The organism is Mesorhizobium sp. P2_B5, assembly GCF_056404775.1.
The window spans coordinates 15,781-39,106 of record NZ_JBFUDJ010000008.1 but is presented as its reverse complement, the minus strand read 5'-3'; the positions used below and the strand labels follow the sequence as shown (position 1 = coordinate 39,106).

Genomic DNA, 23,326 nt, shown 5'->3' with positions numbered 1-23,326 from the left:
GTAAGCCAAGTTAAGTCGCCGGCAACCTCCGCCAAGACACGGTGATTCCGGTTACAGAATGGGGAAAGATGCATACTCCCGCAATTCTACATTCCCCCGCCGCAGCCGTCGGACAGGTCCCACACGTTCACAATTTGCCTGCCATGTCGGCTCCCAATTTGGATTCGATTCCTCTGCGCCCATCACGCATCTTCAGGTTTCGCGCTCGAACTGAAATCCCACCAGGCTCACCTTCAGGGAGATTGGTCAGCGATGGGCCTCCAGATGTAAAGACAACACCGGCTCCCTCCAGCGCTTGTCGTATGCGGGTGAGTGTGCCCGGATGCGGAATCCTGCGGCCGATCTCAAAATCGCGGATCGTGGCTTCGCTAAGATTGGACTTTGCGCCAAGCCGCACACGGGACCAGTGTAATAGCTCCCGTGCTGCTCGCGACTGCTCGGCGGTCAGGTTTCTCAAAACGACGCGTCCAAAGATCAGTTCGTGCCAGATCACCTGTCTTACCGTTCATATACGGTCGAAGCTCTTTAGGGATGACGAGACGTGCAAAATAGCGGCCGTCCCGATCCAGGAGATTACGAACGCGGCCTGTCATCGAAACCACCCGATTGTTACGGCATTTGTAACGTCAGGATGGACAGAAACCGTTGGGTGTCAATGATTTCAAGGAGATAGACTGGTGCTGCGAGAGAGGATTGAACTCTCGACCTCTCCCTTACCAAGGGAGTGCTCTACCACTGAGCTACCGCAGCCGCTGATGGCGGGGCTTCTGCCATATCGAACCGACAAGCGCAAGGCATCTGTGAAAGGCTTTGCCAGACAAGTTTCGCTGACATGCCGGCGCCACAATGCTAGCTATCCCAGAACGGCAAGCCTGCCAGTCACGGGTGGGACGGGACGATGAACGACAAGACAATTCCACCGAAAAGGGCCGATCCAGCAAAAAAGAGCGGCACGGACCGCAAGGACCGCCTGGCAGAGCAGTTGCGCGCCAATCTCATGAAGCGCAAGGCGCAGGCGCGTTCACGGCGCAACGGCGACGCTGACAAGCAGCGCGCCGGCGACGCCGACCAGCGGCCGGAAGGCCTGGCGGCTGCTGAAAAAATGCACAAGGACTAACCAAAAGCCGCCACACTGGCCCGCCACCTTGGCCAAGGGCAGGAAATCCTATTTCTTGAACCAAGCCGGCCAATGGTCTAGACGGGCCGATACTCAAACTGACGAAAACCGGCCTTTCGGGCCGAGGGGACATTCTCTCATGGATCGCATCAGAATTGTCGGCGGCAACAAGCTCGCCGGAAGCATTCCGATTTCGGGCGCGAAAAACGCAGCCCTGCCGCTGATGATCGCATCGCTGCTGACCGACGACACGCTGACGCTGGAAAATGTGCCGCATCTGGCCGATGTCGAGCAGCTGATCCGCATCCTCGGCAATCACGGCGTCGATTATTCGGTCAACGGTCGCCGCGAAAAGCAGAATGAGGGCTATTCGCGCACCATCAATTTCTCGGCCCGCAACATCGTCGACACGACCGCGCCTTACGAGCTGGTGTCGAAAATGCGGGCGTCGTTCTGGGTGATCGGCCCGCTGCTGGCCCGCATGGGCGAGGCCAAAGTGTCGTTGCCGGGCGGTTGCGCCATCGGCACGCGGCCGGTCGATCTGTTCCTTGAAGGCCTGCAGGCGCTGGGCGCCGACATCGATGTCGACACCGGCTATGTCCTGGCCAAGACCAGGAACGGCCGCCTCGTCGGCAACCGCTACGTGTTCCCGAAAGTCTCGGTCGGCGCCACCCATGTGCTGATGATGGCGGCGTCGCTGGCCAAGGGCGAGACGGTGCTGGAAAACGCCGCCTGCGAGCCCGAGATCATCAACCTCGCCGAATGCCTCAACGCCATGGGCGCCAAGATCTCCGGCGCCGGCACGCCGACCATTACCATCGATGGCGTCGAATCGCTGTCAGGTGCGCGCGTGCGCGTCATTCCGGACCGTATCGAGACCGGCACCTATGCCATGGCGGTGGCCATGACCGGCGGCGACGTGGTGCTGGAAGGCGCCCGCCCCGAGCTGCTGCAGACCGCGCTGGACGTGATTGCCCAGACCGGCGCCGAGATCATCCCGACCAATTCCGGCATCCGTGTGCGGCGCAACGGCGCCGGCATTTCGCCGGTCGACGTGACGACGGCGCCCTTCCCGGCCTTCCCGACTGACCTGCAGGCACAGTTCATGGGCCTGATGACCATGGCCAAGGGCAAGTCGCGTATCACCGAGACCATTTTCGAAAACCGCTTCATGCATGTGCAGGAACTGGCCCGCCTCGGCGCCCACATCACGCTGTCGGGCCAGACGGCGATCGTCGACGGCGTCGCCAAGCTGAAGGGCGCGCCTGTTATGGCGACCGATCTGCGCGCCTCGGTGTCGCTGGTCATTGCCGGCCTCGCGGCCGAAGGCGAGACCACGGTCAACCGCGTCTACCACCTCGATCGCGGTTTTGAACGGCTGGAAGAAAAGCTGTCCAACTGCGGCGCCGTGATCGAGCGGATTTCGGCGTAAACCTCGCAAGGTCGGCGCCGCCCCTCATCTGCCTGCCGGCATCTTCTCCCCGTATAGTGACGGGGAGAAGGGGCTGATCGCGATATCGGCTCCTCTCTTGCAACGCAGAAAATTGGCGAAATCCTTCGGATCTGCGTCCTTCTCCCCGTCACTATACGGGGAGAAGTGCCCGGCAGGGCGATGAGGGGCAGCGCAAACCGAAGCTATTGGCGCGGTTGCACGGATCGCTAAGACCGCCTAACAGAAGGCTTCAGACCAACCTTAGGCACAAATTCCGCATGGCAGCCCTCAAACTCATTGCGCTTGACGATCAGGATCTGAGCATCGTCTCGGCCCATGTTCAGGACGCTGTGATGAAGGTTTCGGACCTCGAATATTTGCCTTCGGCCAAGCGTTTCCTGCTGACCATGAACCGCTTCGTCTGGGAGGCGAAATCCGGGCTGTTCAGCCAGCACAATGAACGGCGCCAGGCGGTGCTGCATTTTGACCGCGTGCTCGGCGCCAAGACCAACGGCATAGCCCGGGACAGGCCGGCCGAGGTGCTGTCGCTCTTGGCAATCAGCTTTGTCGAGATCAGCAAGCCAGCCGGCATCGTTGAGCTGGTCTTCTCCGGCGGCGGCACGATCATGCTCGATGTCGAATGCATCGAGGCGCGGCTTGCCGATATAGGCGGCTCCTGGGAAGCCACCTCGCGTCCGGTGCACAGGGGCTAAGGCATGATCCCAAAAAGTGGGTACCGGTTTTTGGAAAAGATCATGCTCCAACAAAGGGTTAGATCATGGTGAGATTTCAACCAAATCTCATCATGATCTAGACGCAGCCGATGGCCATCACGCTCCGCCAGTCCGACGCCGGTTTCGAACAGCATTTCGCCGCCTTCCTGACCACAAAGCGGGAGGTGTCGGAGGACGTCGACACCGCTGTACGCGCCATTATTGCGCGGGTTCGCGCCGAGGGCGATGCGGCGCTGATCGACTATTCGAGGAAATTCGATCGCGCCGAGCTCGACAGGCTCGGTATCGCCGTGTCGAAGGAAGATATCGCTCAGGCCTACAAGCAAGCCGATCCGCAGACGGTCGAGGCGCTGAAATTCGCCCGTGACCGCATCCGATCCCATCACGAACGCCAAATGCCCAGGGACGACCGCTATACCGATGCCGCCGGCGTCGAATTGGGCTCGCGCTGGACGGCGATCGAGGCGGTCGGGCTCTATGTGCCGGGCGGTACGGCGAGCTATCCAAGCTCGGTGCTGATGAACGCCGTACCGGCCAAGGTGGCCGGCGTCGAGCGCATCGTCATCGTGGTGCCGGCGCCGGGCGGCATTATCAACCCGCTGGTGCTGGTGGCGGCCGACATTTCAGGCGTCTCGGAAATCTACCGCGTCGGTGGCGCGCAGGCGATCGCAGCGCTTGCCCATGGTACCGAAACAATAAAGCCGGTCGCCAAGATCGTTGGACCCGGCAATGCCTATGTCGCCGCGGCCAAGCGCCAGGTGTTCGGCACGGTTGGCATCGACATGATCGCCGGCCCGTCGGAAGTTCTGGTGGTGGCCGACGGCAGCAACGATCCCGACTGGATTGCCGCCGACCTTCTGGCCCAAGCCGAGCATGACGTGTCGGCGCAATCGATCCTGATCACCGACGATCCCGCGTTTGGCAAAGCCGTCGAACAGGCGGTTGAGCGGCAGTTGCAGAGCCTGCCCCGTGCCGCGACGGCGGCCGCCAGCTGGCGCGATTTCGGCGCGGTGATCCTGGTGGACACAATCGAGGCCTCGCTGCCGCTGGTCGACCGCATCGCCGCCGAACATGTCGAGTTGGCCATCGACGACGCCGAGGGTTTTCTCGCCAGGATGCGCAATGCAGGTGCGGTGTTTCTTGGGCGCCATACGCCCGAAGTCATTGGCGACTATGTCGGCGGCTCCAACCACGTGCTGCCGACGGCGCGCTCGGCGCGTTTCTCATCGGGCCTGTCGGTGCTCGATTTCGTCAAGCGCACCTCGATCCTGAAGCTCGGGCCGGAGCAACTGAGAGCACTTGCGCCGGCGGCGATCGCGCTGGCCAAGGCGGAAGGCCTTGACGCGCATGGCCGCTCCGTCGCCATCCGGCTGAACATGTAGGCGGACATGGCGGACGGCGATCCAACCCGCGCAAGACTGATCGACGTCGAACTCGACGAATCGATCGGCCGTTCGACGCCCGACGTCGAACATGAGCGCGCGGTGGCGATCTTCGACCTGATCGAGGAAAACAGCTTTCTGCCGGTCAATGATGACGGCGCCGGCCCCTACCGCTTGAAACTGTCGCTGGCCGAATCCCGGCTGGTGTTTGCGGTCGCCCGCGAGGATGGCGCTGCCGTTGTCACCCACATCCTGTCGCTGACGCCGCTCAGGCGCATCGTCAAAGACTACTATCTGATCTGCGAAAGCTATTACGACGCCATCCGCTCGTCGACGCCGAGCCATATCGAGGCGATCGACATGGGCCGGCGCGGCCTGCACAATGAAGGCTCGCAGACGCTGATGGACCGGCTTGCCGGCAAGATCGACATCGACTTCGACACGGCGCGGCGGCTTTTCACGCTGGTCTGCGTGCTGCACTGGCGGGGTTAGATCAGGATGACGTTTCGTTGAATGGCCATCCTGATCTGACTCTTTGTTGGAGCATGATCTCTGGACAAAACTATTCGCGTTTTGTCCGAGAAAACCGGTTCCCACTTTTCGGGATCATGCTCTAGTGGCCGCGCTGCCCCGCTCCATCCTGTTTTTGTGCGGCATGAACGCCGTGCGCTCGCCGATGGCCGAGCAGCTGGCGCGGCGCATGCTGCCGCCGGCCACTTTCGTTGCCTCTGCCGGCGTACACAGGGGCGAGCGCGACCCGTTTGTCGATGCGGTGCTGGCCGAAGAAGGGCTGACGCTGGGCGAGCGCCAGCCGAAAGCAATGGACGATCTCGAGGACGACTATTTCGACCTGATCGTTACGCTGGCGCCGGAAGCGCACCACGCCGCGCTCGAACTCACCCGCTCGCTTGCCGTCGACGTTGAGTACTGGCCGATGCCCGACCCGACCGATGTCGGCGGCAGGCGCGAGCAGATCATGGCCAGCTACCGGGACGTCCGCGAGCGGCTGAAAACGCGGATTAGCCGACGTTTTTTGCTTCCGGAAGCAAAAAACGCGGCGGATTAATGGATGTCGCTCAAAAGTGGTCCCGGTTTTGAGACAACGACATGCATAACAAAAGCTTAGATCGCGTCGCATATGACGCGATCTAAGCGTGTTCACAAGCGGACGATTATCATATAGGTTCCGCCGAAATTCCGGCCTGGGCACTCCAGGACGCCGGAACTGCAATCCAAGCAAAGGTATCGAATGCCGAAGGAAGAAGTCCTCGAGTTTCCGGGTGTCGTGACGGAATTGTTGCCGAATGCGATGTTCAGGGTGAAGCTCGAAAACGAACACGAGATCATCGCCCATACGGCCGGCCGCATGCGCAAGAACCGCATCCGCGTGCTGACCGGTGACAAGGTCCTGGTCGAGATGACGCCCTATGACCTGACCAAGGGCCGCATCACCTATCGTTTCAAGTAAGAATTAGATCCGGACCGCGATGAGCATTTTGCAGAAGCTGGTGCTTGCCTCGGGTTCACCGCGCCGGATCGAGTTGTTGCAGCAGGCCGGCATCGAGCCGGACCGCGTGCTGCCGGCCGATGTCGACGAGACGCCGCTGCGCGCCGAGCATCCGCGCTCGCTGGCCAAGCGGCTGTCGACGGAAAAAGCCGAGAAGGCGCTGGCTTCGCTGAAAAGTGAGGAAGACTATGCGCCGGGGTTCGTGCTGGCCGCCGATACGGTGGTCGCGGTCGGGCGCCGCATCCTGCCCAAGGCCGAGACGCTGGATGACGCCGCCAACTGCCTTGGGCTGTTGTCGGGCCGTTCGCACCGGGTCTATTCCGGCATCTGCCTGATCACGCCGGGCGGCAAACTGCGCCAAAGGCTGGTTGAATCCAGGGTTCGCTTCAAGCGGCTGCCGCGCGAGGAGATCGACGCCTATGTCGCGTCGGGCGAATGGCGCGGCAAGGCGGGCGGCTATGCCGTGCAGGGTCTCGCCGGTTCCTTCGTCGTCAAGCTGGTCGGCTCCTACACCAACATCGTCGGCCTGCCGCTCTACGAGACGGTGGCGCTGCTTTCCGGTGAAGGCTTCAAGGTCCACACCAACTGGCACACCGCGCGGCCATGAGCCTGGACGACAAGGTCACGCCGCTGCGCCCGAAGCGCCCCTGCCCCGAATGCGGCAAGCCATCGGCGCGCGAGACCTATCCCTTCTGCTCGACGCGCTGCAAGGACATCGACCTCAACCGCTGGCTGAAGGGCGCCTATGTCATCACCGCGCGTGATGATGAGGAGGAGAGCGACGAGCCGAAGTAGGGTTTGCGCGGCGCCGGCCGCGACAATTTCACTTGGCCGACCTGCGCGATTGCTGCTTTGCCGACGCCTATCGAGCCCCGTCACCTATCCGCGACAATTGCCCCGGAAAATCGGCGCTTAAGCGCTGGACAGGCCGGATTCCCGTGCTATAACCCACGCGCTTTCAAGGGGCGCCCACGGTGCTTTCCTGAAATCCGGCCAACGATATCTTGTTTGCCGGCGAGGCCCAGATAGCTCAGTTGGTAGAGCAGCGGACTGAAAATCCGCGTGTCGGTGGTTCGAATCCGCCTCTGGGCACCATCTCTTTCTCTGAAGAAATCAGGTGACTGACCTCTTACTGGCGGCTCCAGGCGGATCTCGGGATGCTGAATATGCCGGTGCGCCTCCGCAACCGAACTATGAACTGTCGGCGCGCACAGTCTCCACACCCAGCGAGCCGGCCGGAAGCGGCTGTAGCAGTTCGGCTTCCGTTTTCGTCAGATCGAGCCAGGCGGACCAATTCTCAGGCTGAAGAACGACCACCTGCCGATTGTGATAGGGCGCGATATCCGGTCCAGGCTCGGTCGTCAGCATGGTGAAGGTTGGCGGCTTGTTGCCGACGGCTTCACGCCAAAGCCCTGCGATGGCCATGAACGGAGAGCCGTTGAGGGTGAAGCGATGCTTGGCCTTCGGATATTTGGTGCCGGTGAACTCGAAGAAGCCGGATGCCGGCACGAGACAGCGTTTGCTGCTCCCGAATTGCCGACCTTCGGAGCGGTAGTTGAACACCAGTCCGCCTTTCGGTCCGGCCGGTGGAAATCCGAACGTCATCGAAGCCAGTTCCACAACGCCGGTGTCGCCAGCGGCGCGCATGATCGGGGCCGGATCATTAATGTGGATGTCGTCCGCCTGCGGCAGGTCAAGTTCGGTCTGGTGGGTCGGGATCTCGAGTGCCAGCGACTCCAGCATCCGGCAATATTCAGCCCAGAGAATATGCTGTTCATAATCGTTGCACATGGAAGGCTCCGGACCGGACTGCCAAGTCTACGTTACGGCAAACGAAGCGGCGATGAAAAGCAACGGGCCGCTCTAGGCATCGCGCTCAACCAGTATATCGGCCTCGATCGCCGCATTGACGAAGGCGGCGCGGGCATAGCGGGCCTCTTTCAGGCCTTCGAGAGCGCCAAGGCAAGCTTTGCGGGCCGCGACGTGATAGCGGCCCGTCTTCACCGGCCAGCGGTTGATGAGGATGTCGGCGGCCTGGGCGACACGCTCGACCTTGTAGATCGTGTTTCTGGACCTGCCGAGCGCGACGCGAACCGGCTCATCGAAATGCTGGTCTTGCATGCTTTCCCTCCCGAACGCGACCGCAAGTCAATTCGGGAGAGCCAGTTCGGTTCCATCAGGCACGATTTGCCAACACAAAAACCCCGCTTGCCGAAATCACTTTGCGCGCATGGGCCAGATCGCGGATTTGATTTGCTTGGTAATCCCCTCTTCCTAGGGCAAACTGCCTGCCGGGGCTGCAGGAGGAGAAATGCGAGCACGCGCAGCTACGATCGGCGATCTCGAAAGTGTTTTTCGGGATTTGTCCACGCGTATGTCGGACGAGTATGCGGCCGCCGGCAAGGACATCAAGGCCGCCTACGACAATCTGATGATGAATTTGAAGGAAGGCCGCGCTCACGCGCTGGTCGAGGGCGACAAGACGGTCGCGATCATTGCCTGGCATGAGAACAGCGACGCCGCCGACACGCTGTTTGCCGCGCAGGAGGGTTTTTTCAGCGCCGCGACGGTCCGCTTCTGCCGGCGCCACATCCGCCATGTCCAGGCGCTCGCCGGCAACCTTCCCATCCACTCGCGCAGCTGGCTGCAGCGAGCCGACGTCGCCAAATGGTTCCGCGTCATCGGTTATGTCGAGCGCGGCCAGGAGAACGGCGCCACTGTGTTCGAATTGCCGCCAGCCCGGGCAGCGCAATCGATGCGTGCCGCATAGGGCTACGCCTCACGGAGGCAATCATGGAAAAGCCCACCGCCAAGAAGGCGATGGGCCGACACTCGCCTGCAGCGGACTTAGATTTCGGGCTGATCGAGCGCCTCGTAAATCACCCGTTCCAGCGAACCGAAATCCTCTTCGATCTCGCTAACCTCAAGGCCTGAATGCCGAGCATCCAGGGCTGCCAGCGTGGTCAGGATTCGAGCTGTTGCCTTGTCGGCAGGCAGTTCACCCGGCAGGTGCTCGTGTATCCAGCCTTGCAGAAAATCAACGCCGCGCTCGCTCATTGAATTGTTCTCCTGCCTGGAGTTCGATCGGAAATCACTCTCCCAAAATGACCCCGGAGGCGACAATCTGGGCCGTCAGCCTGGTGAGCTTCCCCCGCTTCACGAGTACCGGTTTCTCGTAGACTTTCTTCATGGCGGTGCCTTTCGCGACTGATCGCTCGCAAGAAATAACGCCCTTCGGCGCGCCGGCGTTCCACAGCCGCTTTCACGCAACACCAGTGCAAGCCGGTGCCAAGCCCGGCTTCATGCTGCTCTTCCCGGTGATCGGGATCAGTCTAAGACCGGAAACGGTTTGCAAGCCGCTTCTTCAGCCCGCGCAGCGACAGGCTTCGCCTGAAGGAAAACCAGGCGATGCGCCGGCGCACCTTGCGCATGGCAGCGGCGTGGATGGCATCGGCGCTGCGGCTTCCCTGACCAAGCCTCACGGGCGGGGCGGATGATGTCGGCCGAATGATGCCGCGCAGCGCCTGTGCATGCAAATCGGCATAGCGGCCGTAATTGACGCCCGCATCCCAGCCTGGAGGCCGCGCCAGAACCGTCGGGTTGTTGTTGATCTCGAAGGTCTGGATGCGGCCGTCGACCACGCCATAGTCAATACGGCCATAGTCGATCTCGGCCAGCGCGAACACACGCTCGATCTCGGCTGCGTGCGGATTGTCAGCGACATAGGCGCGGCTTTCGGCCCGGTCCGCTTCAGTAAATCGGGTGCTTGGAAACTTGATGTACCAGCTTTCGTTGATGAAGCAGTGCTGCGGGTAGACAGTGGGGCCGACCTTGTAAGCGGAATATTTGCGGAAGCGACCGTCGCCCGAGGGCGCGGCGCCATATTCGACGATCATCAGGTCCGGGTCCTGCCGGACTGGATCCGGCAGCGCGGCGACTGCGGCTTCGAGCGCCTGCGCGCTGTCCAGCAGGCCGGTCAGCGGCGGATCGTGGCGGCTTTCCCAGCGGACGAAGACCGGAAAGCGCGAAATGGCGTCACGCCGATCGAGGCGGTGAACGTCGAAACTGTTGAGGCCGGCTTGCTTCAACCGCTTCAGGAGGTCGAAGCGGCCAGGCACAAGGGCGGGATTGTTGAGTAGCAACAGGCCGGGATTCTGCGCAGCGATGCTGTCGAACAGGGAAGCGGCGGCCTGCAATTGATCTAGCGTCAGCCTTTCGAAATCGGTGAAAACGAAGGTCCCAGGCACAACCGAACCAAGGTTTCCAGCCTCTTCATAGGGGATTATCCGCAAGATATCGCCTAGCCCGTGCGGGTAATAGCCAAGGAACACACCTATCGTGTAAGCGTTCTGGCGGGTACAAAGGTAGTAGATTGGGCCAAAGCCTGCGGCAACGCTTGTGGTCATGACCCTGCCGACCGGTCGAAGTTGGACAGGTGGCGGCGTTTCGGGGTTCCCTGGCGGGGGTAACGGGGGTTATTCACAAGAAAATGCATGGAGAATTTCCGCCAACCGACCACAGCTGGCGACAAGTACGCGCCGGTTGCTTCAATGGTTCCATAGACATCTACGCGATTTACGACGAGATGCGCCAGCAGGCACCTGCTTGGCAAGCGCCGTGGGGCGATGTCTACATAACAAAATACGATCTCGTTTCGTCCTGTCTTGTCAACCGGCAGTTGTCGCATGTCCCGCCGGGCGAAGCAGACGCCAATACCCAGCGATCAGCCGTCAACGACTGGCTGATGTATCAGGAGGGACGCGCGCATGCCGCAATCCGGCAGGCATTGCAGCAGCCCTTCGTCGGCAACGGCATGGCGGCGCTGGCGCCGGTTGTCGCCGAGGCCATAGACCAGCTGGTTACGAAGGCGGACCTGTCCGGCACGGTCGACGTCGTCGCCGTTTTCACCCGCGCGGTGCCGGAGCGCGTCATCGGCCGCCTGCTTGGCGTGCCAGCCGAAGACATGCCGATGCTGCGCGCCTGGTCGGCGGCGATCCGTACCATGCTCGACACCGGTTTCGACGAAGCCTTCAGCTCGATGCCGAACGCTACCGACGCCATGTCGGCCTATTTCACCGAGCTGTTGCGCGGCCAGCTTGCCGCCGGCGAGATGCCGCCGCTGCTGGTCGGCTTGCCGGCCCTGGCCGACGCTGTAGGGCTGACGGTCGCCGGCCGCAACATCGCGTTCCTGGCTTTTGCCGGTCATGAGACGACTGTGCATCTGCTTGGCAACATGCTGTTCCACCTCGCCCACGCGCCAGCTCAATGGGCTGCCTTGCGGGCCGACCCGCATCTGGTCGCCAACGCGGTTGCCGAGACGCTTCGGCTTGAAAGCCCGGTGCAGAAAATCTGCCGCTGGCCGCTGCAACCGACCGCGCTCGACGGCCAGCCAGTCGACAAGGAGCAGATGCTTGTGCTGCTCGTCGGCGCAGCCAATCGCGATCCGGCCCAGTTCCCGCAGGCGCAGCGCTTCGACGTCAGCCGTCCAGGCAAGCAGAACCTCGCTTTCGGCCGCGGCGCCCATGTCTGCATCGGCAAGGCGCTGGCCGAAATGGAGGGAAAACGGCTGCTGGAGGCGGTGCTCCATCGCTGGAAAAGCATCGAGCCGGTGCCGGGCGGAGCAAGATGGATGGACAACTCTTCGATCCGCGGACTGGACTCGCTGGCCTTGCGGCTGGTTGCCTGACCGGCGACGGATCAAGGCCCGGTCGCTTCCAGCGCGGCGATGAGATCGCTGTCGGCCTGCCGCAGCAGCACCGGCGCCTTCATGCCGGCAATGCTTATACCGCTTTTCAGCCGATGCCGCTTCAGCCGGCCATAGAGGTCCTCGACCGGCGTCGCCAGGACGGGGCCGAGCTGGCCGATCCGGCGGGCATACTCATATTGTGGATTGGCGCCAAGCTCGGCATCGAGCTTTTTTCCCCACGCCCCGCCTGATCCGGCCGGACTGGCTTCGATGAAGAGACGGTAGTGCGGATGCGGCTCGGTTGCCGCAACGACCAGCGCATAGGCCTGCTGCTGGCCGAGACCGATCTTGCCAAGACAGACGGCGACGAACGCCTCGGTCAGCTTCTCACCGCACAGATCTGACACCATGCCGGCGCGGCCGACGAATTGCAGGCGCGGCGTGTCGCCGTCGAAGCCGACGACTTTCACCATGTCCTGCGTGTCGTAGCGATAAAGGCCGGAGCCGGTGGTGACGATCAGCCGATAGGTCCGGCCGACCTCCAACTGCCAGGCAAAATGACTGGGTCCGTCATCGTCGACAAACTCGAAGAAACCGCTTTGCGATGCCAGGATCGATCCAGGACCCACGCCATAGGGAAATGAGACGGCGGCTTCCGTCGACATCAGGCCTTTCGACTGGATAAAGGCGCGGGGGAACAAGGCCTGCAGTTCGGCCGCGAAGCCTTTGCTCGATGCATCCGTCCAGCAACTGATGATGTCGAGCCCCGGCCAGATCGCCGAGAGGTCGCCTTGCGGGTCGCAGAGCGCTTTCTCCAGCGTCTCGATACGGTCGCGGACCGCGGCGGCGGGGTGCGTTGCTGCCAGCATCGAGCTCAGCTCGGGCAAAAGCATGGTCCGATCACGCCGCATCGCACGCAGGATTTCGGTGAAGTAGGTCGGGCTCCACACCCACACCAAGGCAAGATCCTCGGCGGCCAGAAGATGCAGGCAGGTCTGGCGTTGCCAGGTCTCAAAATCAGAGAGCAGCCTGAGTTCCATGGGCACGGCCGACAGTGCGATCAGGCTGTCGCGCAAGGCGTCGAAATAGGCGAAAGGCACGGAACTGCCGAGCCGGTGCGCGCCGATGCGCTGGTCGAGCGAGCGGCCGACGGGGCTGAGCGCGAAATAGCTGTGCCCACGCGTGACCCTGGGCCGTCGGCGGATCAGGTCGGCAAGCCAGGGATAGAGGCAGTCGGTGAAGGCCCTAAGCCCTGTATCCGTATAGGGAATGCTCTTGGAGCCGCCCGAACTGCCGCCGGTCTGCTCGATGAACCGGATCGGCTCGGTCGTCAGCACCGCGTCTCCGCCGCCGATCGCACGGCTGATGTAAGGCAGGAGCGTGGCATAGTCGGCGATCGGCACCAAATCGCGAAACGTTTCTGCCGAGCCGATTTCGGCGAACCGGTGGTCCTTGCCGAACACCGTCGAACGATTGGCGCTGACCAGGCCCGCCAGGGTGCGGCGCTGGACTGTTTCGACGTCCTTCAGCCCAGCGCGGAAGCCGGCGTCGGTGGCCGCCGTCAGATCGGCAATCCGCGCCCAGGCCTCAATGACCATCGGCAAGGCCTTCGGCGAAGCTGGTCGCGCCGTAGCGCTTCAGATTGGCGATATCGAATTCCGCCACGCAGGCGAGCTCGACACCGCGAAAATGTTCAGGATTGGCTTTGAGGAAGAAGGCCGCGTAGCGATTGCGCGTCGCTGTTTCCTCGACGCCTGCCCATTCGTGCCGCAGATGTCCTTGCGACTGGCCGAAGTCGATCAGCCCAGTTTCCGGATTGAAGTACCGTCCATAGCGCGCCGACGCGATCTCGTTGCGTACCCGCGCCAGATCGTTGGTGTCCTGCCCCTCGATCGACGGAAAGAAGTCGCGGAAAAAATTGGGCAGGATGCGGAAGGTGCGATGGCCCATCACGATGGAAAACCAGAACAGCCGGCCTTCGACCCTCGCCTTGACGGCGCCGGCGGCGCGAAACCAGGCGCGCAGCAGGACCGGATCGCCCCAGCGCGAGGAGTCCAGAACCGTGTCGCCTGAGAAAAGATAGTGAACCATCTTGCCGTCGATCTTCTGGCTTCCGACGAAAATGGTTGAGAAACCTATGATCTCATCCTGGCGGCTGATGACGACAACAACCTCTTTCTCGGCGAGATCGTGCTCGAACCGGCCGCGATCTGCGGCCTCGTAGTATTTTTCATAGAGGCAAAACATCTCGTCGCGATCGCTTTTGCTGAGATCGCGCACGGGTATCGTTCCGGATTTGGTCGAACCGGCGTTATGCGACACGGTCTCCCCCTTTGATCGATGCCCTGCATGCCGACATAGGGGATACCACCCCGCCATTTCAACTGAAAATTGCCTTTGGTTACCGGAGAACAATCCACTCAACCGCTGGTCGAGATCGCTCTGCCCGACAAGACACAGGCCACGTCTCAACCGCTGTGCGCTGGCAAATAAGGATGTTTGCGTCGCGGCAGGTTGCGATGCCGTTGCCGGGCGTGGCATTTGTCGGTGCCGATCATTGGGATGGCAAAACAGGATCATGGCACGGCCGCCAAACATCACCCGACAAGCCGCCGCCAAGGCAGGCGTCAGCCTGAACCGGGCGCTTTCCAAGCTTGGTCTGTGTTCGCGCAAGCAGGCCGAGCTGCTGATCGCCGAGGGGCGCGTGCGGGTCGGCGGCAAGGTGGTGCGCGATCCGTCGCTTCGCGTCGATCTCAATCGTGACCGCATTGCCGTCGACGGCGCGCGCATCGCTGCGGAGGCAAAGGTTTATCTGATGATCAACAAGCCGCGCGGACTGGTCACCACCCGCGAAGACCCGCAGGGGCGCGGCACCGTTTATGACTGCCTCACCGGGCTCGACCTGCCTTTCGTGTCGCCGGTCGGGCGCCTCGACAAGGCCAGCGAAGGCCTGTTGCTGATGACCAACGACACGCGCTGGGCGAATGGCCTGCTCGATCCGGCGTCGCACGTCGCCAAGACCTATCACGTGCAGATCGGCGCCGCGCCCGACGAGGCGATGCTGGCGCGGTTTCGCGAAGGCGCTGATGTCGACGGGGAACTGCTGACCGCAAGCTCGATCGATCTGCTGCGCAGCGGCGGCCGTACTGCGTGGCTGGAAATCGTGCTCGACGAGGGCCGCAATCGCCAGATCCGCCGCCTGCTCGGCGCCTTCGACGTCGAGGTGCTGAGGCTGATCAGGGTGGCGATCGGCGCGTTGCATCTCGGCGAGCTCGCCAAGGGTCAGGCGCGGCATCTGACATCAGAGGAATTGGCGCTGCTAGCGACTGCGGGACTGCGTTAGCCCCCTCACCGGGATTGCCAACCGAATTGCGAAGGGCAATTCGGGACAATCCGACCTCTCCCCGAGGGGAGAGGAGATCAACGCCGACGCTGACATATGCCTCTTCTCCCCTCGGGGAGAAGGTGGCCGCGAAGCGGCCGGATGAGGGGGCCTGGCGCATCCGTCAGAAGTTCAGCCAGGACTATTTCTGGTTCCACTTGCGGATGACGGGCTCGGTCAGGTCGTGCTCGTAGCCGAGGATGCTGATGCTGGCGGTGTCGAGTACGAAATGCGCGCCGCCCTCAGGCGGCAGGCCGAGCCAGCGTGCTGCCAGTACTCTGAGGAAATGCGAGCTCGAAAACACCAGCACGTTTCCCTCGATGGCGCGCATCCCGGCGATGATTGTGTCGGCCCGCGCCCCGACATCCGCGGCGGTCTCGCCGCCGGGACAGCCATCGCGAAACAATTGCCAGCCGGGACGCTTGGCCAGAATCTCTTTGGTCCTTACGCCCTCATAGGCACCATAGTCCCATTCCTGCAGGTCGTCCTTCTTGACGGCAGTGGCGCCGAAGCCTGCCAGCGTGCAGGTGTTGAAAGCGCGCTGCGACGGGCTTGACCACACCGCCTCAAAGGACAGGCCCTCGAGCCGGTCCGCGACGCCGCGGGCGGCGGCCTCGCCCGCCGCCGTCAACGGGATGTCGGTGCGGCCGGTGTGCTTTCCCGACGCGCTCCATTCGGTCTCGCCGTGACGGACGAGGTAGATTTCGGGATACGCGCTGCTCATTCACTCACCTTCGGCTTGGACCCGAGCGCACCCTAGCCGGGAACGCCCAGCCCGCACCAGCTGTGCCGCACTCCGGCTCCAAAACAAAAAGCCGCAGCCGGCGAACCGGCTGCGGCCTCATGTACGAACGTCAGGGTTCCGTAATCAGGCGGGCTGCAGATCGCCCGACAGCGCCAGGTCGGCCTCCTCGGACAATGTGCCGGCCATGGCGGCGGCGAACTTGGTCTGGTCGAGTTCACCTTCCCAGCGCGCCACGACGATGGTCGCCACCGCATTGCCGACGAAATTGGTCAGCGCCCGGCACTCCGACATGAAGCGGTCGACGCCAAGGATCAGCGCCATGCCGGCGACCGGCACCGTAGGCACGACCGAGAGCGTGGCGGCGAGCGTAATGAAGCCGGCGCCGGTGATGCCGGCAGCACCCTTGGAGCTCAGCATGGCGACGAGCAGCAGCAGGATCTGGTCGCCATAGGTGAGCGGCGTGTCAGTCGCCTGGGCGATGAACAGGGCGGCCAGCGTCATGTAGATGTTGGTGCCGTCGAGGTTGAAGGAATAGCCGGTCGGGATGACCAGGCCGACCACCGAACGGGTGCAGCCGGCGCGCTCCATCTTGGCCATCAGGCCGGGAAGTGCCGCTTCGGACGACGAGGTGCCAAGCACCAAAAGCAGCTCTTCCTTGATGTAGCGGATCAGCGCCAGGATCGAGAAGCCGTTGTACCATGCGACAGCGCCAAGCACGACCAGCACGAAGAGCAGCGAGGTCAGGTAGAAGGTGCCGATCAGAAAGGCGAGGTTGGCGATCGCGCCGATACCGTATTTGCCGACGGTGAAGGCCATGGCGCCGAAAGCGCCGATGGGCGCGGCCTTCATCAGGATGCCGACCAGGCGGAAGATCGGCGAGGTCAGCGCCTGCAGGAAATCGACAACCGGACGGCCACGGTCTCCGACGAGAGCCAGAGAAATGCCGAACAGCACCGAGAAGAACAGCACCTGCAGGATGTCGCCCTGCGCGAAGGCGCCGGTGATGGTGTCAGGGATGATGTTGAGCAGGAAGCCGACGATGGTCGTGTCATGCGCCTTCTCGGTGAAGGTCGCGACCTTCGAGGGATCGAGCGTCGCCGCATCGATGTGCATGCCGGCGCCGGGCTGGACGATATTGGAGACGACCAGGCCGACGATCAGCGCCAGGGTCGAGAACACCAGAAAATAGACCATAGCCTTGCCGGCGACGCGGCCGACCTTTTTCAGGTCGGAAACGCCGGCAATGCCGGTCGTCACCGTCAGGAAGATGACCGGCGCGATCACCATCTTGACCAGCTTGATGAAGGCATCGCCGAGCGGCTTCAGTGAAGCACCGAGTTCAGGATAGAAGTGACCGAGCAGAACGCCGGCGGCAATCGCCGTCAGGACCTGCACGTAAAGATGCCGGTAGAAAGGTACTTTGCCGCGCGGTTCGGCGGCAGCGAATGCTGGCTGCATGATGTCCTCCATGGCGCCCCGATCGAAAGCTCGACCTCCCGGGGCAAGTTGTTTTGACCTCCAGCAGCCTCGCGACTGCTGAATGGATCATTGCAACTGCCGTGCCAGACCGCGTGGCGAGGTCTTCCTCCTTGATTTTGTTGATTATTTCGATCGATCGAGGTTGGTGTCGTTCAGACGCAAGTGCGGACATCCGCATGACTGAATTGTGCTTTGTGCGAAATCATGCACAAATGGGCGATGCTGCAACGCCCTGCCGCTGCCTTGTCATCGACGCCGGAGCAACTCGGCAAGCGGGCACGCCGCGCCTGGCTGCTGTTTGCGGGAATAGCGCTTGTGTTCGTGGCGACGGCGCTCACCGGCGCCGGCCTCTATGCACGCCGTGCCGAGGTCGCAACGCTGGCGGCGCAAGGCCGCACCGATGCCAATCTGAAGGTTGCGCTGCTGCGCGCGGTGCTGGAAAGCCCGCGGGCGCTGCCGCTTCTCCTTTCCGAGGATCAGCAGGTACATGACGCCCTGCAGAACAAAGGCGCAGTCGCGATCGACGTGCTCAACCGCAAACTCGAAGGGCTGGTCTCCGGCACCAAGGCGTCGGTGCTTTACGTCACCGGCGTCGACGGGTTCGCAATCGCTTCCAGCAACTGGCGTGAGGCGACCAGCTTCGTTGGCAACGACTATGGTTTCCGCGCCTACTTCTCCGGCGCAATGCAATCCGGAACCGCCGAGTATTTCGCTCTCGGTAACACCAGCAAGCGCCCCGGCCTCTACATTTCGCGGCGCGTCGGCAATGCGGCCGCACCGCTTGGCGTCGTTGTCGTCAAGATGGAATTCGACCAGCTCGAGGCCGACTGGCACGAGGCTAACCGCCCGGCCTATGTCAGCGATGATCATGGCGTCGTGCTGATCACCAGCGTGCCGTCCTGGCGTTTCATGACCACGGCACCACTTGCCGGTCCGCTGGCTGCCACCATCCGGAGCAGCCAGCAATTCGGCAACGCGCCGCTGATCCCGCTGCCGATCACCCGCCCTGAGGCATTGAGCCCTGACGTATCGATGGTGCATGCGGTGACGCCCGGCGGCAGCGATGCCGAATATCTCAGACTTTCGACACTGGTCCAATCGACGCCATGGCGGCTCGACTATCTCGTCCCGGCCGAAGCGCCGATCGCGGCTGCGGTGCGTGAAATGCGGCTGCTGGCGCTGGGCGTGGTGGTGCCGCTGCTCGCGCTGGCCGGCTATCTCCTGTGGCGACGGCAGTCGGCGCAGATGCGCATTGCCGCCGAACAGGCGGCGCGCATCGAGCTCGAACGCCGCGTCGTCGAGCGCACGCATGATCTGAGCCTGGCGCGCGACCGGCTGCAGGCCGAGATCACCGATCACCGCAGCACGGAGGCCAAGCTGCAGGTCATGCAGCAGGAACTGGTGCAGGCCAACCGTCTTGCGACCCTCGGCCAGGTTGCCGCCGGCGTCGCGCATGAGATCAACCAGCCGGTGGCAACGATCCGCGCCTATGCCGACAATGCGCGTGTGTTCCTGGAGCGCAAGCAGACCGCCTCGGCCGAGGAGAACCTTGGCGCGATTGCGGCGCTGACGGAGCGCATCGGCGGCATCACCGAGGAGTTGAAGGTCTTTGCCCGCAAAGGTCGCACCGCGGCCGAGCCGGTCGAGTTGCGCGGCGTCATCGAAGGGGCGGTCGTGCTGCTCAGGAGCCGCTTTGCCGGCCGGCTTGACGCGCTTGACATCACGCTGCCACCGCAGACACTCAAGGTGATGGGCAACCGGCTGCGGCTGGAGCAGGTGCTGATCAATCTTTTCCAGAACGCGCTGGAGGCGCTGGACGGCCGCGACGGCGCCAGGGTGCAAGTGTCGGCGCTGGAAACGGCCGACGGCGTGGCGCTTGACGTCGCCGACAATGGACCGGGCATTTCGCCCGCCATCCTCAAATCGCTGTTCACGCCGTTCAACACGTCGAAGGAGAAAGGCCTTGGGCTCGGCCTCGTCATCTCGCAGGATATCGTCGCCGATTATGGCGGTCGCATCGAGGTGGCGAGCGGCAGAGACGGCACGCGCTTCACCGTTCACCTCGCCAAGGCTCGATGATGGACACCGCACCGGTCATCCTGATCGACGACGACAGCGAGCTGCTGAGAGCCACTCGGCAGACGCTGGAGCTTGCCGGCTTTTCGGTGTCGGCCTTTGCTTCCGCTGCCGAGGCGCTGGCCGGGCTCGACGCCAACTTCTCCGGCGTGGTGGTGTCCGACATCCGTATGCCCGGCATTGACGGCCTGCAGCTCTTCGATCGCGTTTTGCAGCTCGATCCTGACATTCCGGTGATCCTGGTCACCGGGCATGGCGACATCGCGGTTGCAGTCAAGGCAATCAAGGACGGCGCCTACGATTTCATCACCAAGCCGTTCGCCGCCGACCGGCTGGCGCAAAGCGTGGCGCGCGCAGCCGAAAAGCGCCGCCTGGTGATGGAGAACCGCGCCTTGCGCGAAAGCGCCGAACAGGCGCAGGACGGGCTGCCGCTGATCGGCCAGACGCCAGCCATCGAGCGGCTGCGCCGCACGCTGAGGCAAATCGCCGATACCGATGTCGATGTGCTGGTAACCGGAGAGACCGGCTCCGGCAAGGAGGTGGTGGCGAGCCTGCTGCATCGCTGGAGCCGGCGCGCCAAGGGAAATTTCGTGGCGCTGAATTGCGGCACGCTGCCGGATACGGTGATCGAGAGCGAATTATTCGGCCATGAGGCCGGCGCCTTCACCGGTGCACAGAAGAAGCGGATCGGCCGCATCGAGCATTCGAGCGGCGGCACGCTGTTCCTCGACGAGATCGAAAGCATGCCGGTCTCGACCCAGGTACAGATGCTCAGGGTGCTGGAAATGCGCGAGGTGACGCCGCTCGGCACCAACGAAGTGCGGCCGGTCGATCTGCGTGTCGTTGCCGCCGCCAAGGTCGATCTCGGCGATCCCGGCCAGCGCGGCTCCTTCCGCCAGGATCTCTATTACCGGCTCAACGTGGTGACGATCTCGATCCCGCCGCTGCGCGAACGCCGCGACGACGTCGCCTTGCTGTTCTTCTACTTCGCCGAGCGCGCCGCCGCCCGCTTCCGCCGTCAAATGCCTGCCGTGCCTGCCTCGGTGCACCGCTATCTCAGCCAGCATGACTGGCCGGGCAATGTGCGCGAACTCGCGCATTTCGCCGAGCGTTTCGTGCTTGGGCTTGAGGAAGCGGCGCAAGCGTCGCTTTCCGCCTCGGCGGAAACGGACGACGCCGGTTCGCTGCCGGAACGGCTGGAACGCTATGAGGCCGATGTGATCCGCGAGACGCTTGGCCGCAATGACGGCGATGTCCGGCGTACGATCGAGGCGCTCGGCATCCCGCGCAAGACCTTCTATGACAAACTGCAGCGGCACGGCATCGTGCGCAGCGATTTTTCCAGGTAATTCAGGGGTGTGAGCCTAGAGCGGTTCGCCGTTTCACGGAAACGGCGAACCGCTCTATCTCTTTGTTTCGGCGCAATTCCCAAGGGAAAGCGCTACGCGCTTTTCCCGGGAAAACCGATCACACTTTTCCTGGAATTGCTTTAAAGCGTGGTGGATTTTGCGACCCTGTCCGAAAAAACCGTGGCAAGTCGGCATCAGAAGGTGTTGAAGACCGCATCGGCCGCCTTCGGCAATGCGCGATCCGGTTGCGCTCGGCAGATGTTGATGATTTGTTGCCGGTCAGCGGAGAATGAGTGATGCGAGAACCTGTCGGTCAAGATGAATATGGGTCGACCAATCCCTTCGATCCGGACGATCTGCCGAATTTGAACGCGATCGGCCCGGCCATGGGCGGCGGCAACGACTTCGAGAAATACGCCGTCGCCGTGATCATCGTGTTCGGCGCGCTCATCATTGGCGGGCTGATGGCCGCTTCCATGACCTTCGGCCACCGCAACGGCTTCCTGTTTGCGCTTGGCGGCGCGACCGCCGCCTGGATATCGGGCAATGCGCTGCTACTCGACCGGCCGCGCATTTACGCGCTGTTCGTTGGCATCGCGGCACTGATGCTGGTCGGATCGACCCTCACGCTCGTCCTTTGATCGATCCTTGTTTGATCGTGATCTAGTATCCTAGAGCCTCGCCGGATGCGGCGCGGCTGTCGATGGCGCCGTTGTAGCGGGCGCCGCCACCCTTCTCGATTTCCGCAAGGCTCTTGCCTCCGACAAGAATGCCGGCCGCCTGGCCCCAGGTCGAATCAGCGAGATCGAGGTGGTAGCCCATGCCGGCCAGCAGCTTTTCGGTGTCGGGCGACAGGCCGAACGGTTCCACATAGATCGTATCGGGCAGCCACTGATGATGGATGCGCGGCGCGTCGATCGCCTCCTGGATGTTCATGCCGTGGTCGATGACGTTGACGATGGCTTCCAGCGTGATGGTGATGATGCGTGAGCCGCCAGGGCTGCCGATGACCATGAACGGCTTGCCGTCCTTGGCCACGACGGTCGGGCTCATAGACGACAGTGGCCTCTTCTTCGGCTGGATGGCATTCGCCTCGCCCTGGACCAGACCATAGAGATTGGGCACGCCGGGCTTCTGGGTGAAATCGTCCATCTCGTTGTTGAGCAGGATGCCAGTGCCGTCGGCAACGACACCGGCGCCGAACGAGCCGTTCAGCGTGTAGGTGACCGCGACCGTGTTGCCGTCATTGTCGATGATCGAATAATGCGTCGTCTCGTTCGACTCGCCAAAGCCCTTCGGCATCAGGTCCCGAGAGATCCCCGCCCGGAACGGGTCGATCTTGTCGCGGATGTCCTTGGCGTACCCCTTGTCGAGCAGTTTCGAGACCGGATTGTCGACGAAATCGGGATCGCCAAGGGCCGAGTTGCGGTCAACATAGGCATGGCGCATCGCCTCGACCATGACATGCACAGTCTCGGCCGAGTCGGCGCCGAGATAGGATAGCGGGTACCCTTCCAGCACGTTGAGGATTTCGCAGATGATGACGCCACCGGAGCTCGGCGGCGGCGAGGAGATGATCTCGTAGCCGCGATAGGTGCAGCTCACCGGCTTCAGTTCGCGCACCGCATACTGCTCGAAATCGGCCTTTGCGAGAATGCCGCCCTTGGCGCCGCTCGTCTTGACGATGGCATCGGCGATGGCGCCTTTGTAGAAGGCATCGGCGCCTTTTTCGGAAATGGCGGCGAGCGAGGCGGCAAGGTCGGGCTGGAGGAGACGCTCGCCGGCGCCATAGGGCTTGCCGTCCGGCTTCAGGAAGATGGCGGCCGCGGCAGGGTCCTTCGCCAGCCGCGCGGCATTGCTTGCGAATGAAGCAGCGTCACCCTGGTCGAGAACGAAGCCATCCTTGGCATAGGCAATTGCCGGCGCCATCAAGTCCTGGCGTGGCAGCGTGCCGTATTTTTCGCGCGCCATCTCGAAACCGGCCACGGAACCCGGCACGCCTACCGCGAGATAGCCATCAAGGCTGGCGCCCTTCACCGGCTTGCCATCCTTGTCGAGATACATGGTCTTGGTTGCCGCCAGCGGCGCGCGCTCGCGAAAGTCGAGGAAGGTCGATTTGCCGTCCTTGAAGCGTATGGTCATGAACCCGCCGCCGCCGATATTGCCGGCATTAGGGTAGAGGACCGCGAGCGCATAGCCGACGGCGACCGCCGCATCGACGGCGTTGCCGCCCTTCTTCAGCACCTCGACGCCGGCTTCCGACGCGAAATGCTGGGCGGTCACGACCATGCCGTGCTCGCCCTTCGCCGGCTGCGGCGAGGCAGCGAAGACGGCTGCGGATGGCGTCAGGGCTATTGCGAGCGAAAGGGTGACGCCAATCAGCGTCCGGCGGGTCAAGGGCATGGCGGTGCTCCAAGTTCAGTGTGCCTAGAAGAGC

The 23,326-nt window shown here is 62.8% G+C and carries 25 protein-coding genes and 2 tRNA genes; 16 read left to right on the top strand and 11 right to left on the bottom strand.

The window, feature by feature from the left end:
- Positions 1–127: 127 nt before the first annotated feature.
- Together AC1D1N_RS23255 and AC1D1N_RS23250 are read right to left on the bottom strand one after the other, a co-directional pair.
- Positions 128–493, bottom strand: a complete 366-nt coding sequence (locus AC1D1N_RS23255) for a helix-turn-helix domain-containing protein (protein WP_477351297.1) — start codon at positions 491–493, stop codon at positions 128–130.
- A gap of 182 nt (positions 494–675) precedes the next feature.
- Positions 676–750 (bottom strand) — tRNA-Thr (locus tag AC1D1N_RS23250).
- A gap of 148 nt (positions 751–898) precedes the next feature.
- Here AC1D1N_RS23250 and AC1D1N_RS23245 point away from each other — a divergent pair.
- The 10 genes from AC1D1N_RS23245 to AC1D1N_RS23200 all read left to right on the top strand — a co-directional run bounded on the left by AC1D1N_RS23245 (position 899) and on the right by AC1D1N_RS23200 (position 7,267).
- Positions 899–1,117 carry a hypothetical protein gene (locus tag AC1D1N_RS23245; RefSeq protein WP_436258274.1) on the top strand — a complete coding sequence of 73 codons (219 nt, stop codon included), beginning with the start codon at positions 899–901 and terminating at the stop codon, positions 1,115–1,117.
- Positions 1,118–1,256: 139 nt separating this feature from the next.
- Complete coding sequence (gene murA / locus AC1D1N_RS23240) at positions 1,257–2,549, top strand: UDP-N-acetylglucosamine 1-carboxyvinyltransferase (protein ID WP_477351295.1); 1,293 nt, start codon at positions 1,257–1,259, stop codon at positions 2,547–2,549.
- A gap of 278 nt (positions 2,550–2,827) precedes the next feature.
- On the top strand, positions 2,828–3,262 hold the full coding sequence (locus AC1D1N_RS23235) for a DUF2948 family protein (protein ID WP_112561913.1): 435 nt from the start codon (positions 2,828–2,830) through the stop codon (positions 3,260–3,262).
- A gap of 110 nt (positions 3,263–3,372) precedes the next feature.
- Positions 3,373–4,665, top strand: coding sequence for a histidinol dehydrogenase (gene hisD / locus AC1D1N_RS23230; RefSeq protein ID WP_477351292.1), 1,293 nt, complete (start codon positions 3,373–3,375; stop codon positions 4,663–4,665).
- A 6-nt stretch (positions 4,666–4,671) separates the two neighbouring features.
- The gene (locus AC1D1N_RS23225; RefSeq protein ID WP_477351290.1) at positions 4,672–5,157 is read left to right on the top strand and encodes a UPF0262 family protein; all 486 of its coding nucleotides are present in this window, start codon (positions 4,672–4,674) and stop codon (positions 5,155–5,157) included.
- Positions 5,158–5,281: 124 nt separating this feature from the next.
- Positions 5,282–5,731, top strand: a complete 450-nt coding sequence (locus tag AC1D1N_RS23220) for an arsenate-mycothiol transferase ArsC (RefSeq protein ID WP_477351482.1) — start codon at positions 5,282–5,284, stop codon at positions 5,729–5,731.
- Between the two features lie 183 nt (positions 5,732–5,914).
- A complete protein-coding gene (gene infA, locus AC1D1N_RS23215) occupies positions 5,915–6,133 on the top strand; it encodes a translation initiation factor IF-1 (RefSeq protein WP_006200926.1) in 219 nt (72 codons plus the stop codon).
- Between the two features lie 19 nt (positions 6,134–6,152).
- Positions 6,153–6,779 (top strand): Maf-like protein, encoded by a 627-nt coding sequence (locus AC1D1N_RS23210; protein WP_112561910.1) that lies wholly within the window; start codon positions 6,153–6,155, stop codon positions 6,777–6,779.
- Positions 6,776–6,967, top strand: coding sequence for a DNA gyrase inhibitor YacG (gene yacG / locus AC1D1N_RS23205; RefSeq protein WP_436258269.1), 192 nt, complete (start codon positions 6,776–6,778; stop codon positions 6,965–6,967). Before AC1D1N_RS23210 ends, yacG begins: the two co-directional genes overlap by 4 nt.
- 224 nt (positions 6,968–7,191) lie before the next feature.
- Positions 7,192–7,267 (top strand) — tRNA-Phe (locus AC1D1N_RS23200).
- Positions 7,268–7,363: 96 nt separating this feature from the next.
- Here AC1D1N_RS23200 and AC1D1N_RS23195 read toward each other — a convergent pair.
- Together AC1D1N_RS23195 and AC1D1N_RS23190 are read right to left on the bottom strand one after the other, a co-directional pair.
- Positions 7,364–7,963, bottom strand: a complete 600-nt coding sequence (locus AC1D1N_RS23195; protein ID WP_477351288.1) for an SOS response-associated peptidase — start codon at positions 7,961–7,963, stop codon at positions 7,364–7,366.
- Between the two features lie 72 nt (positions 7,964–8,035).
- Complete coding sequence (locus tag AC1D1N_RS23190; RefSeq protein WP_112561894.1) at positions 8,036–8,293, bottom strand: DUF982 domain-containing protein; 258 nt, start codon at positions 8,291–8,293, stop codon at positions 8,036–8,038.
- 190 nt (positions 8,294–8,483) lie between these two features.
- Here AC1D1N_RS23190 and AC1D1N_RS23185 point away from each other — a divergent pair, with 190 nt between their 5' ends.
- Positions 8,484–8,942 carry a hypothetical protein gene (locus tag AC1D1N_RS23185; protein ID WP_112561893.1) on the top strand — a complete coding sequence of 153 codons (459 nt, stop codon included), beginning with the start codon at positions 8,484–8,486 and terminating at the stop codon, positions 8,940–8,942.
- A 77-nt stretch (positions 8,943–9,019) separates the two neighbouring features.
- Here the strand turns inward: AC1D1N_RS23185 and AC1D1N_RS23180 are convergent, their stop codons facing one another.
- Positions 9,020–9,229, bottom strand: coding sequence for a DUF768 domain-containing protein (locus tag AC1D1N_RS23180; RefSeq protein ID WP_477351287.1), 210 nt, complete (start codon positions 9,227–9,229; stop codon positions 9,020–9,022).
- A 275-nt stretch (positions 9,230–9,504) separates the two neighbouring features.
- Entirely contained in the window at positions 9,505–10,578 is a 1,074-nt protein-coding gene (locus tag AC1D1N_RS23175; protein ID WP_477351286.1) for a hypothetical protein, read from the bottom strand.
- Between the two features lie 179 nt (positions 10,579–10,757).
- Here AC1D1N_RS23175 and AC1D1N_RS23170 point away from each other — a divergent pair, with 179 nt between their 5' ends.
- Positions 10,758–11,858 carry a cytochrome P450 gene (locus AC1D1N_RS23170; protein WP_477351284.1) on the top strand — a complete coding sequence of 367 codons (1,101 nt, stop codon included), beginning with the start codon at positions 10,758–10,760 and terminating at the stop codon, positions 11,856–11,858.
- 11 nt (positions 11,859–11,869) lie between these two features.
- Here AC1D1N_RS23170 and AC1D1N_RS23165 read toward each other — a convergent pair whose 3' ends face one another.
- A complete protein-coding gene (locus AC1D1N_RS23165; protein WP_477351282.1) occupies positions 11,870–13,456 on the bottom strand; it encodes a GH3 family acyl-acid amido synthetase in 1,587 nt (528 codons plus the stop codon).
- A complete protein-coding gene (locus tag AC1D1N_RS23160) occupies positions 13,446–14,438 on the bottom strand; it encodes a hypothetical protein (RefSeq protein WP_477351280.1) in 993 nt (330 codons plus the stop codon). Before AC1D1N_RS23160 ends, AC1D1N_RS23165 begins: the two co-directional genes overlap by 11 nt.
- On the opposite strand from AC1D1N_RS23160, the gene AC1D1N_RS23155 reads away from it, so the two are divergent.
- On the top strand, positions 14,437–15,201 hold the full coding sequence (locus AC1D1N_RS23155) for a pseudouridine synthase (RefSeq protein WP_477351278.1): 765 nt from the start codon (positions 14,437–14,439) through the stop codon (positions 15,199–15,201). The genes AC1D1N_RS23160 and AC1D1N_RS23155 overlap by 2 nt on opposite strands.
- A 181-nt stretch (positions 15,202–15,382) precedes the next feature.
- Here the strand turns inward: AC1D1N_RS23155 and AC1D1N_RS23150 are convergent, their stop codons facing one another.
- Together AC1D1N_RS23150 and AC1D1N_RS23145 are read right to left on the bottom strand one after the other, a co-directional pair.
- Entirely contained in the window at positions 15,383–15,964 is a 582-nt protein-coding gene (locus AC1D1N_RS23150) for a histidine phosphatase family protein (RefSeq protein WP_477351276.1), read from the bottom strand.
- A 144-nt stretch (positions 15,965–16,108) separates the two neighbouring features.
- Positions 16,109–17,443 (bottom strand): dicarboxylate/amino acid:cation symporter, encoded by a 1,335-nt coding sequence (locus tag AC1D1N_RS23145; protein ID WP_477351274.1) that lies wholly within the window; start codon positions 17,441–17,443, stop codon positions 16,109–16,111.
- Between the two features lie 225 nt (positions 17,444–17,668).
- Between AC1D1N_RS23145 and AC1D1N_RS23140 the strand changes: the two genes are divergently transcribed.
- The 3 genes from AC1D1N_RS23140 to AC1D1N_RS23130 all read left to right on the top strand — a co-directional run bounded on the left by AC1D1N_RS23140 (position 17,669) and on the right by AC1D1N_RS23130 (position 21,530).
- A complete protein-coding gene (locus AC1D1N_RS23140) occupies positions 17,669–19,543 on the top strand; it encodes a sensor histidine kinase (protein ID WP_477351272.1) in 1,875 nt (624 codons plus the stop codon).
- Complete coding sequence (locus AC1D1N_RS23135; protein ID WP_477351270.1) at positions 19,540–20,889, top strand: sigma-54-dependent transcriptional regulator; 1,350 nt, start codon at positions 19,540–19,542, stop codon at positions 20,887–20,889. Before AC1D1N_RS23140 ends, AC1D1N_RS23135 begins: the two co-directional genes overlap by 4 nt.
- A gap of 296 nt (positions 20,890–21,185) precedes the next feature.
- Entirely contained in the window at positions 21,186–21,530 is a 345-nt protein-coding gene (locus tag AC1D1N_RS23130) for a hypothetical protein (RefSeq protein ID WP_352592729.1), read from the top strand.
- Positions 21,531–21,552: 22 nt separating this feature from the next.
- On the opposite strand, the gene ggt is transcribed toward AC1D1N_RS23130, so the two are convergent.
- The gene (gene ggt, locus AC1D1N_RS23125; RefSeq protein WP_477351268.1) at positions 21,553–23,292 is read right to left on the bottom strand and encodes a gamma-glutamyltransferase; all 1,740 of its coding nucleotides are present in this window, start codon (positions 23,290–23,292) and stop codon (positions 21,553–21,555) included.
- Positions 23,293–23,326 lie beyond the last annotated feature (34 nt).